Source organism: Cohnella sp. WQ 127256, assembly GCF_024519285.1.
In the GTDB taxonomy this organism is placed as follows: domain Bacteria; phylum Bacillota; class Bacilli; order Paenibacillales; family Paenibacillaceae; genus Cohnella.
On sequence record NZ_JAMZCY010000012.1, the window covers coordinates 39,384 to 51,385 of the forward strand.

Below are 12,002 nucleotides of genomic sequence, written 5' to 3' on the forward strand. Positions count from 1 at the left end.
CTCCTTAATCCTTATCCTTTTACAGCTCCCGCTGTCATACCTTGCATAACTTTCTTAGCGAAAGCCAAGTACACGATGATTACCGGCAAGACCACAATAGCCATAGCCGCAAGCATCTGCGTATAGTTAGCCGTGTATTGTCCGTTGAAATTAGTCAATCCGATCGGCAAGGTACGTAAGTCCGCACTCTCAATAAGTACAAGAGCAAACGGGAATTCGTTCCAGGCACCGAGGAAAAACAAAATGATCGCTGTCGAAATGACCGGCAAACAGAGTGGAAATACGATGCTTAACACCGTTCTCGTCGAGCTGCTGCCATCGATACAAGCGGCTTCTTCCACATCAAGCGGCACCGTCTTAATAAAGTTCTCGAACAAAAAGATAGCCATCGATAAATTAAAGGCTACATAAGGGAAAATAAGCGTGATCTGTTTATTCAACAGTCCCAATGCTTTGAATTCAATGAAGATAGGAATTAGCAATCCGTGAATCGGAATAAGCATACCCGTCAGGAACATGAAATAAATGACATTACGGAAAGGGAACTTAAACCGCGCTAAGATGTAGGCGGTAAAGAAACCAAACAAAATCGTAAATATAACAGTAAAGAAGCTGACAAAAGCACTATTCCAAAAATACGAACCCATCTTCCCAATTTCGAACGCATCGATATAGTTTTGGAATTGAGGCTTGGTAGGTAATGACATAATATTGAGGCTAAATTCTCGCTCTGTTTTCAAAGAAGAATATAACATCCAAATCAAAGGAAAAATACACGACAAGGATACAGCGAACATAAAGACGTTAATCCCAATTCGCCCGATTCTATTGCCTGTCTTAGTCACGATTTTTCCCTCCAATCAACTGGCTAATAATAATCAGCCCAACGCTTAACACCATAATCCCAACGGAAATCGTACTTCCGTAACCGAGCTTGTACGCTTTGAAAGATGTGTCATAGGCATACTGTGCCATAACGGTCGAGCTACTGCCCGGGCCGCCACCTGTCATAACGAAAATACTATCGAATGCCTTCATATTCCCCGCTATACAGAGCATGATGGCAATTTTTATCGTGGAGGATAGTAACGGAAGTGTAATAAATCGCATTTTCTTGAACCCTGTTGCACCATCTAGCTCAGCCATCTCATAGACCTCATTGTTAATACTTTGCATCGCGGCCAAGAAGATAATGAGGTAGAACCCAATATATTGCCAAACAATCGGCACTGTAACGGAGTACATTACAATTTTAGGATCATCTAACCAAGGTCTGATCCACGACTCTAGGCCAACCGTTTGCAGGAACCAATTTAACATCCCAGCGTCCTGGTTATAGATCATTCCCCACAAAAATCCGATAACTACGGATGATAGAACAACTGGAATGAAAATAACGGTACGGTGAAATCCCTTCAACTTCACAACTTTGGACATCAAAAAGATACTGATAACGAAAGCAATCCCAATCTGACCAAAAACACTAAAAAATACGATAAGCAAGTTATTCAAAAAGGCGTTCCAGAAAAGACTATCCGTAAGTAATGTCATATAATTATCAAGCCCGATAAAGTCCATTTTGGGACCGCCTGACCATTTGAAAAAGCTGTATCTTACAGCCAATATGACCGGGACGAGAACCATAAAAGCAAACAAAATCACACTCGGCAGCAAATATATGAGGAACGTAGTCCGTTTAGGGCGGATGGCCGTTGAATCATTCATAATACTCCTCCTTCGAACTTTGAAAATAATATTCTCCTGAGCAGTATGCCCAGGAGAATATCGACAAACTGTTTAGCTTGTTACTTCGTTTCAGCTTCGAATTCTTTTTGAAGAACTTCTGCTGCTTTTTCTGGCGTATACTTACCAATCATCATCTCTTGCAGTGTCGTATTCATGGCCTCCGTTAATCCCGGAGACATACGCGTATCATAGATTGGCGTATATTTCGTTGTTTCCAACAATTGAACAAGCTGTTTGCTCATTGGTGATAACTCGATGCTGTCAATGTCCTCTACTTTACTGGAAGGAATATCTCCATACTCCAATATCAGTTTCGCTGCCGTAGAATCCGTTAGGCTTTTAATCAATTTCTGAATATCATCCAATTTCGCTGGATCTACTTTCGCATTAACCGCGTAAGCCCAACCGCCGCCGCCTGATACACTGTTTTGCGCGCCTTTAGCACCCTCAATCGCTGGGAATACCGCAAGACCCGTTTTCTCAACAATTTCTTTCGGTGCAGTTGCTTCTAAAGCATTCGCTGCCCAAGAGCCTTCAATGAACATTGCTGATTTGCCATTATAATAACTCGTTCTTTGTTGATTATTATCAATACTGTTCATGTCCTTATTGAATGCCCCGATATTCACGAGGTTTTGCAACGCGCCTAAAGCTTGCACAAATTCTGGATCTGTAAACTTCGCGCCTTGATTGGAAACTAGGCTATTGAACCATTCAGTACCTGTAAAGCGGTCACCTAAAGTACTAATATAAGAGGAGTTCACAACCCATTTCCCCTTGTTGCCGAGTGAGATCGGTGTAACCTTTTGCTCAACCAATTTTTTAATTAGAGTCTCGAACTCCGTCCAAGTTTTAGGGAACTCTGCGAATCCCGCATTGGCGATCAAGTCCTTGTTGTAGTAAATAACATGCGTTGGTCCGCCAGACATTTGCACGCCGTATGTTTTACCGTCAACGATATAAGGATCTAGACTTCCTTCAACAAATCCATCTTTCCATGATGCATCCTTATCTAGCAGATCATCTAGAGGAAGAAGTAATCCATTATCTACAAATGTAGATACCATCGATGGTTTAACCAGGAACAAATCTGGTAATTCATTTGCTGCTGACAATGTTTTAATTTTTGTTTCATAATTATCATGGGATTGAATTTCTTCGTCAAAAGTAACATCGGGATTATCTTTTTTGAATTTCTCGATTAAGTCGGCTTGATGACTTGGCGGTGTGACGTTTTTGTCATACATATGCATGAACTTGATCTTCGCTTTTTTAACTCCGTCTGTTCCTTCAGATGCATTGTTGGAGCCGCAAGCTGTCAGAACTGCCAAACTCGAAATAAGTACCGTCGCTGTTACACTTTTAAATCCTCTTTTCATAACAACACAACTCCCCTTTACGTTTGTCCTTGCTTCTTGTGGTGATAAGGTGAGTATATAAAAGAAAAGGGGGGAAAGAAGTAGACATATCTATGAAAACATCCGTAAATCTATCCTATTGATTGTTTACGTCTGATTTCGGTACTCCTTGGGGGTTAATCCGGTTACCTTCTTGAAAATATGGGTGAAATATTTGTAGTCATTGTAGCCCACCCGCTCTGCTACCTCGTAAATTTTGGCGCTGCTATCCTTCAACAATACTTTGGCCTTCTCTACACGATACTTATTTAACCATTCGGTAAAATGTTGCCCGGTCTCTTCCTTGAATATGCGACTAAAGTAATTCGGCGTCACGAATACTTGGGAGGAAATGTCCTCTAGCCTTATTTCTTCTGAGTAGTGTTCGTGGATATACTTAATGGCAACGGAAACGATATTTTTGTAACGTACATTTTTGTACGCGGCGATAGATTCGATGAATACGTTAAATAAACCACCTAACCATTGCTGGATATCGTCTGTTGTTTCATATTTTTCTATTTCAGCATAAGGATTCAGCACCACTGACTTACTATCGCTCAGATCCACTCCCATTTGCTCGAGGTGTGCGATCGCCAAGATAACCCATTTCACGCTTATGTTTTTAATTTTCTCGTACGTAATATACGATTGTGCAAAATGTTTAAATCGAGTATCGAGCAATTCGTCAATTTTCGCTTTATCCATCGTACTTAAGTACTCCAATAATTCCTTCTCATCCTCAGAAGGCAGCAGAATTTCACGCTTGGACTTGGAGGATTCCCCTTGAATTTCGGATTCCACATCCTGATAAGCAATGATCTGCCCTTTCCCCTTATAAACTTTACATTGCATTGCGTATACGGCCTGACGATAGCTCTCATGAACATCCGCCAGTTCGCTTACATATTGACCTAATCCAATCGTAACGGACAGCTTCATGTATCGGGCAATACAACGTTGCGCTTCGATGCAGGTTTCCATGATACGGTGTTTATTATGCATATTAGCATTAAGCAACACATTAATATTATCGAATTCACTGTGACATGCTGTACATTGAAACACGGATGAGAATACTTCCTCCACGATGTTGTTTATCGAGTAATGAATCAGTTCTTTTTCCCGATCCGAAACATGCTCTGTATTTAATCGAAAATCATCTACATCCACAACGACGACACCATACTCTGGTCCATCTAGCGGAATACGTAACTGAGCGGCCTTGTCAATTACCGCATCATTAATCTTCATGTCCCCTTTTAACAAGCGATTCAACCACATCCGCTGAATATAAGGGAAATTCTCACGCATCAGAAACTGGTTGCTCTGTTCTTTTTCATTTTGAAGCTTTTCCTGAGTAATTTCGGTCCCTAATCTGCTAATAAGGGCTGATAATTCCTCCGCACCCACTGGCTTCATTAAATATTCGGTTACCCCAATCTTCAAAGCTTGTCTAGCATAGTCAAAATCATCATACCCGCTCAAAATAATAATTCTGATATGTGGGTACTGCTCTTTCAATTGTTGAGCGAACTCTAATCCGTCCATATGCGGCATGCGAATGTCCGTAACCACGATATCCGGCTTCAAATCCTGAACGAGGTCTAAGGCTTGTTTGCCGTTCCGCGCCTCACCAACAATATCTACATTCAATGTCCACCAATCGATGGAAGTGCGAATTCCTCTGCGTATGATGGACTCATCATCGACGATCATCAGCTTGATCATGTGTCATCTCTCCCTTAATCCACGGTTGAATCACTTTAACGACGGTTCCTTCCGGTCGATTCATAAATTCGATACCATATTGTTTACCAAAATACAGTTGAATACGATCATTAATATTTTTCACAGCGAAGCCCTTATTGTTGTCGCCATAATGCTCTAACAAATGCTGGATCTCCTCCAAGTCAACGCCATTCCCTGAATCAGAGATATAGAAAACTAACAAATCTTGTTCTTGTTTGATTTCCACTCGAATAATACCTGAATCACCCTTTTTCTCAATCCCATGCACAATCGCATTTTCTACAAAGGGCTGCAAAATTAATTTAACAGTATGACAATCCAGCGTTTCCTCATCTACTGAAATTTGAAAATCAATCATTTCTTCATAGCGCTTTTGTTGAATAACGACATAATGGCGGAGATGCTCAACTTCATCGCGCACAGTCGTAATTTCGCGTCCACTATTGAGGCTAAGTCTGAACAATTTGGACAACGCCTGTACAAGCTCGGACGTCTCGAACGCTTTTTCCATACGGCTCATCCAGTAAATCGTATCCAGTGTGTTATATAAGAAGTGGGGATTGATTTGCGCTTGGAAAGCCTTTAGCTCTGCTTCCTTCTTATTAAGCTGCGCTGTGTATACTTCAGATATCAATTCGCGTAATCGTTCAAGCATTTTATTAAAGCTTAGCCCTAATTGTGTAATTTCATCATTCCCTGAAACCGTAATATGGGCTGTAAAATGGTCATCTTCCACTTGACTCATCAAGCCACTTAGCTTACGAATCGGGATTATAATTTGCCTTGAGAACAAATAGGCCATCCCCGCGCACACGATAAAAGTAATCAGAATTGTAATGATAATAATCCGCGGGATGACTTGATTTTCTTTCAACAGCTCTTGCGCCGGTACGAGATGAAGGATATGCCAATTCAGAGGCTTTATCTCAACGTAAGTTAGCATATATGGCGTATGATCTATCGTAAGCTCCAAGTACCCTTGTTGGTTCACTAGCGCTAATGAGCCTCTAATAATATCTGGCATCATTAGGTTCTCATGATTCACATTCGTCGACGCGATGATCGAATACTGCTCATTTACGAGATAATATCCGTCAATATCCCCGCTAAGGCGGCTCTCCAGCAATCCCCGTACAGCGTCCAGATCCATATTCATTTGTACAACACCCAGTGAAAGGGAGATATTGTTGATATCCTTTATCTCCCTTTCATAAGAGATGACTTTCTTTTTCGTTCCATTTCCAAGTACAACATCATTTAAATGCCACCGTGGCTGCCCCTTACGTGCCAATATGTCGGAGATTTGATCTGGTCGTAAGGGTTGCACTTTTCCACGCGCATTTAAACGGTTGTCGTGCAACCCTTCAAGCTGAATCGATTGTACAAATGATTTCATATTCGGTAAATTAGTCAACAGCTGCTCCGTTATTGCCTTTTGTTCGTTATAAGCGATCGGATCTTCATCCGTTTTCATTTTCAGAAATTGCCTAACCTCGCTTGATTGCATCATAAAAAGCGACGTATCGTTGAAAAAATCAAACATGTATTCGAGGTTTTGCCCAATTTGCGACACCGTATTGAGATCTGACACGCTTACCTTTTGACGAATGATTTCCGAAGATTTGACATAAGACAATATGCCCACTACCAGCAATGGAATAAGAACCAGAATTAAAATAAAAAATAAAATTTTGTACTGCAAGCTAATAAATCGCTTTCGACCCTTCTGTAACATGACTACCTTCCCCCACCTTTTCTTGCCTAAGTCATGATTCAACGACTATCCCAATCCCATACATTGTTTCAGAAAAATGAATATAGCATACATCTTTAAAGTGAAACAACCGACCAGCCATCCCGATTAGTGTCACATCTCATAGATAATTGGACATTTGAATAGTTTTTTTTATGTTTTTATCCTTTGTGACATGATAATGTTGGATTATTATGAGTATCGTGCCGAAAGGGGACAATTCAACTATGAATCACATCGTTGTTTTATATGATCCAACATTTCCTTATGCTGGTGACCAAATCGATCAAGCTTCCTTAATCAAGCTCGAAGAAGGAGCAACTGTTGTTAGCGTCGATGCACTTGACGAAGCATTAGCTGCACTAGAAGGTGGAAGTTTTGTTAACCTACATGCCCCCTATTTCCCTAAAGATAGCTGGAATCAAATTTTAAGCTATCTAAAGCGCGGCGGTTCGTTGCTCAGTATCGGAGGAGCTCCATTCCGTATTCCCGTATACCAAGAGAATGGTCAATGGGTGGAAGAGGTTCAACAAACTTCCTACCATCAGCATTTGAACATACATGAGGCCATGCCTGTTCAGCCTGAGCCCTTCGATCATTTGGTCGGATCCCTAGATAATCCCGTTTGTTCACCATACATCAATGGATTAACGATAGAGCCAACATTCAGCTTAGTGTTGCATGTAAGTAAGGAGACGTTAATCCCACATGAAATGGGCTCTTTAGGCACGATGAACACACATATCCAACCTTTAGTTACAGCAATCTCTAAGGATGGCCGAGAAGTAGGCGCACCTATTGTGATGCTCGAAAATGTACGAGGAGTGTATGCCGGAAGTCGGTGGATGTTCGTTAATCAGCCTCTTCGAGCTTCGTTCTGGAATGCTATGGGTGCGGAAGCGGTTATGGCATGGGCGGAATACAGCGCTCGTGGCGTTACAGAATTATGGTTAAAACCGAGCTATGCCAGCTATGATCCAGGAGATCGGGCTAAGTTTAAGTTCCAATGGCAAACGCTTGGTGAACTAGGAGATAACTCCAACAAGGAATGGTCAGTTAAGCTTGTATTCGGTAAAGATCAAGGTGGAGAACCTCATGCTGAATGGACACAAACTTACGTGTTGGCAGGCTCGCGTGAGCAACAGTCCTTCACGATTAACGTGCCGTTAGAGTTACAAGCGGGGCAATATACGATGCGTGCCGATCTGACTTCGAATACCGGTGAAAGTAAGACGATGCGTCAAGGCATTTGGTGCTGGGATGAGCAAATGCTTCAGGAAGGTGAACCCATCACCTGTGATCGTGATTACTTCTTCAAGGATGGTCGTCCGTTACCTCTTGTGGGAATGACCTATATGACTAGTGATGTTGCTCGTAACTTCCTATTCTTGCCGAATGTGGCGGTATGGGATCGAGATATGGACGCGATGAAAAAAGCAGGTATCAACTATATCCGTACCGGAATTTGGACAGGCTATCGTCAAATGATGCTACTCGATGGTCATCCGTCAGAAGACGTGCTACGGGCGATTGATGCCTTTGTTATGACTGCGAAGAAGCATGATCTTGAGCTTACTTTCTGCTTCTTCTCATTCGCTCCAGAGCTGTGGGAAGGATTAAATCCCTATCTTGATCCGCGTAGCGTAGAAGCTCAAAAACGTTTTGTCGGATCCATCGTCTCGCGTCACAGCAAGACAACGAACGTCCACTGGGATTTGATCAACGAACCATCTATGTTCGATCCGAAACGGATTTTCTCTAAAGGTCCACGTAGTGCACATGATCCTTATGAGAAAGCGGCTTATATCGAATGGTTGACTCAACGTCATGGCTCGATCCGCGAGCTTCAACAACGTTGGGGAATGACACCGGTCAATCTTCCAAGCTTTGAAGCAGTCCGTATTCCGGAAGATAGTGACATCAATTCGGACATTCAGGATGTACACTCAGGTAAGAAGGGTACACGTTGGCTGGATTATGCATTATTCTCCATGGATATGCTGAACCGTTGGGCTAACGAGCTAAATGAAACGATCCGTTCATTTGCACCAAATCACCTCATTACGATTGGACAAGACGAAGGGTTAAATGCACAGCGCCCTTCCCCATTCTTCTATGAAAAGGCTATGGATTACACCACAAACCATTCCTGGTGGTTAATGGACCAGCTCGTATGGGACGGCATATTTGCCAAAACACCGTACAAGCCGAATGTCATCCAAGAAACAGGTATTATGTATGTGGAAACCCCGGACGGTATGGCTAAGCGGAGCGAAGAAGAATTACGCAATATTCTTGAGCGCAAATATGCTTATGCATTTTCCACAGGTGGAGCAGGAGCCGTACAATGGCTGTGGAACACAAATTACTTCATGAACAACGTTAACGAATCGAATATTGGGGCATTGCGTGCAGATGGCACCGAAAAGCCTGAAGCGAATGTTTCCTATGATTTCGGTCAATTTATGGGCGAAATCCGTGATTTGTTCGTCGGTCGTAAATTAGAGGATATCGTCATGATATTCCCGTATTCGAACGATTTATCCAACCGTCGCTTCGCTGTGGAAGCCACAAGTCGTGCGACACGAGTGCTTGCTCATGATATGAATGTACCCTTCCGAGCGATGGGCGAATATCAGCTAGAAGCACTAAATGATCAGCCTGCTAAGCTCATTATTGTGCCAAGTGCGCATAATTTCAGCGACGCAGCTATGGAACAACTGCTTGATCATGTTGCTAAGCATGAAACAACTTTATTATTTACCGGGCCTAGCAGCTTGGATGAATATTGGCATAAGTCTGATCGGTTTAGCGAGCTGTTCGGTTCCCGCTCAGTTGGCAATGTGCTACGTGAGGAAATGTTCACGCTGGACGGACAGAACGTACACCTCTCTTATGGCGGACGTAAAATTGCCAAGCTAGCGAAAGAGGCTGTGCTTGAATCGGTGGATGGTAAAGTGGTGAAATCTACTGCTTCTGTGCGAGAGTTGAAGCTAGGGAAAGGTCGAATTCTCTGGTGTGGATTGCCTGTTGAAATGAATGATCGTGCGGATTCAATCGCTACATTGTACCGTCACGCGATTGTGCAAGCCGGCGTTACACCAGAGCTGGTCTGGGAGCAAGGCGGCGAATACTCCGGCGTATATGGTCGCAAGCTAAGCTTCAAGGATGGCGACTTGTATATCTTTGTTTCCGAATTTGGAGCAGATGCAGACGTTCGGATAACCAATCCAATTACGAGCCAAACGTATTCGTTCACATTAGAAAGCGAACGTACCGTCATGTTCACGACAGATTGCAACGGTAAGCTTCAAACGGTATACCGTCCTCATGAGGTTAACGTTATCGTTCAGGGCTAACATTAGAACAATTAAACGCAACAGCGCGAACCGTAAGAGTTACCGGTTCGCGCTGTTTGCATTTCAATATGCAATGGATTCCAAATCGCTATTGATCAGCTTCAGAAGCTTCGGAACCCCCTCTTCTTATCCACGTACGTAACACCATTCTGTGGGTATACACTAGAATAACAAAGTTGCCAAGCCACACCCACCATATGGCAGCAGAAAACGTACTTAACATTAAGTAGATGGACAGGAGCATCATGCCGGTCACGACTTGCAAGCCTCCCGCTTCCACGGGGTTAAGTATGCACTTCCTCTTGTTTATCAAATGCGTCAAAACCACCAACAGAGCTAAAATGACGGCGTAGACCAATGAAATCTCGAACCCCGTTAATGCACTCCATATCCCGAAGGTGACGGCAATGGCTTTTCCTCCCCTCCCTCTAAGAAAGGGAGAAAAAGCATGACCTGCAATCGGTGCTATAGCTAAAGGAATGATAAGATTACCTTGGGCATATTCGCTTCCCCTAATCAGCATAAGAGGAACATATCCTTTAAGGAAATCCAACATAATACCGGCAATCCCGAATAGATAACCTGATGACTTCCACAAGTTCATCGCACCCGGATTTCCGTCGCCAACGGCTTTCAGATCTTTGTTAGTCATAAGACCCAACCAATATGAAAACATCAGTGAACCCGAAAGGAATGAACCCGCAGTCAACAAAATGATCATCAACTCCGTTTGCCTCCTACTCGGATGTGCCTTCCCTTCCATCTTACTTTCCTTAGAATAACGACCTGGTACAACGAATACAGCATGATACCAATGAAAAATAGGGTCGACACAACATGCAGAATGGGTATCACGAACCCAAATGCACCCACATATCTAATGAAATAAAACAATTGAACCATATACATGAGATAACCGATGAATAACGGCACTGCCCATGAAGTGTTCGCAAATATAAACACAGTCCCCGAAACGATGAGTCCCACCACCCACATCGCTATGGGGATAATCGTCAACAGGCTTAGTGTTGAGGTGCTTAGGACAGCACCTTTACTGAAGCCCTCAATTTCACTTTGGATGCCTTGCGGGTACATACGGAACGATACTAAGCCGTACCCGATATAATTGTTGATCGGGACACCAGCTTCACTAAATTTCGATCCCAGAAACAAATCGTCCAGCACCTCGGATTTCACGCTTTCATGCCCGTTGATTTTTTCATAATCCTCTCTTAAAGCCAGGATACAGGAGCCATAAAGTCCTTTTCCCGGATTTCTTCGTTCGAAAATCGAAGTGAACGTGAAGATTCCAAGCATATTCAACACCATGGCGAGCTTCTCATACAGCTTCTCCGTATGATGAAAGGGAACAACCGAGATGACGCCCTTCGAGCGTTCCCTCGCTTGAATTAATGCTGATAATGCGTTAGGTGCCAGCCTAATATCCGCATCCAAAAAGGCGAAGACATCGCCAGAGGCGTGCAAATATCCATTCCACACGGCCCAGCTCTTCCCTGTCCATCCCTCTGGGATGCTACTATTGGGAATCACCTTGACCCCATAGCTTTCCGCTATCTCCCTAGTCCGGTCATCTGAGAAATCATCTACAACAATGATTTCAAAGGGGTGAACAGTTTGCGACTTAAGGGAATCAAGCAGATGTGGTAAATTACATTGTTCATTTCTAGCAGGAATGATAACAGACAGCCTTCGTAGATTCTGATGAGGCTCATGGGTAAGGGGCAACGTGTTTTTTCGAAACAGAAAAAAGCCTGAGAGGCATCCGACTAGCAATAGAATAACCATCCACATGTACTGATCCCCCTTCGTACTTCTATATCTATGAGGGGATGGCTTGTATTAGTTAATTGATTATTTCTTTCTAGAACTTTGTACTATCGAAATATTGCTATCCTATTCGTATCGTATTATCTATAGTCTATCGACCGTTTATAATAATGAATAATGAATGATACAGAGGTTCAGTTGGAGGGA

The 12,002-nt window shown here is 42.9% G+C and carries 8 protein-coding genes; 1 reads left to right on the top strand and 7 read right to left on the bottom strand.

The features are described from left to right. Window positions 1–11: 11 nt before the first annotated feature. From M1K58_RS27515 to M1K58_RS27535, 5 genes are all read right to left on the bottom strand, one after another. A complete protein-coding gene (locus M1K58_RS27515) occupies window positions 12–845 on the bottom strand; it encodes a carbohydrate ABC transporter permease (protein ID WP_256762114.1) in 834 nt (277 codons plus the stop codon). Then, window positions 838–1,725 (bottom strand): carbohydrate ABC transporter permease, encoded by an 888-nt coding sequence (locus M1K58_RS27520; protein WP_256762115.1) that lies wholly within the window; start codon window positions 1,723–1,725, stop codon window positions 838–840. The genes M1K58_RS27515 and M1K58_RS27520 overlap by 8 nt, the downstream gene beginning before the upstream one ends. Before the next feature lie 80 nt (window positions 1,726–1,805). Further along, a complete protein-coding gene (locus M1K58_RS27525) occupies window positions 1,806–3,125 on the bottom strand; it encodes an extracellular solute-binding protein (protein ID WP_256762117.1) in 1,320 nt (439 codons plus the stop codon). Between the two features lie 126 nt (window positions 3,126–3,251). Then, the gene (locus tag M1K58_RS27530; protein WP_256762118.1) at window positions 3,252–4,874 is read right to left on the bottom strand and encodes a response regulator transcription factor; all 1,623 of its coding nucleotides are present in this window, start codon (window positions 4,872–4,874) and stop codon (window positions 3,252–3,254) included. Beyond that, the gene (locus M1K58_RS27535; protein ID WP_256762119.1) at window positions 4,849–6,630 is read right to left on the bottom strand and encodes a cache domain-containing sensor histidine kinase; all 1,782 of its coding nucleotides are present in this window, start codon (window positions 6,628–6,630) and stop codon (window positions 4,849–4,851) included. The genes M1K58_RS27530 and M1K58_RS27535 overlap by 26 nt, the downstream gene beginning before the upstream one ends. 245 nt (window positions 6,631–6,875) lie before the next feature. On the opposite strand from M1K58_RS27535, the gene M1K58_RS27540 reads away from it, so the two are divergent. Continuing rightward, complete coding sequence (locus tag M1K58_RS27540) at window positions 6,876–10,007, top strand: beta-galactosidase (protein WP_256762120.1); 3,132 nt, start codon at window positions 6,876–6,878, stop codon at window positions 10,005–10,007. A gap of 88 nt (window positions 10,008–10,095) precedes the next feature. Here M1K58_RS27540 and M1K58_RS27545 read toward each other — a convergent pair whose 3' ends face one another. Together M1K58_RS27545 and M1K58_RS27550 are read right to left on the bottom strand one after the other, a co-directional pair. Beyond that, window positions 10,096–10,728 carry a glycerol-3-phosphate acyltransferase gene (locus M1K58_RS27545; protein WP_256762181.1) on the bottom strand — a complete coding sequence of 211 codons (633 nt, stop codon included), beginning with the start codon at window positions 10,726–10,728 and terminating at the stop codon, window positions 10,096–10,098. Continuing rightward, entirely contained in the window at window positions 10,728–11,819 is a 1,092-nt protein-coding gene (locus M1K58_RS27550) for a glycosyltransferase family 2 protein (RefSeq protein ID WP_256762121.1), read from the bottom strand. The genes M1K58_RS27545 and M1K58_RS27550 overlap by 1 nt, the downstream gene beginning before the upstream one ends. Window positions 11,820–12,002: the final 183 nt, after the last annotated feature.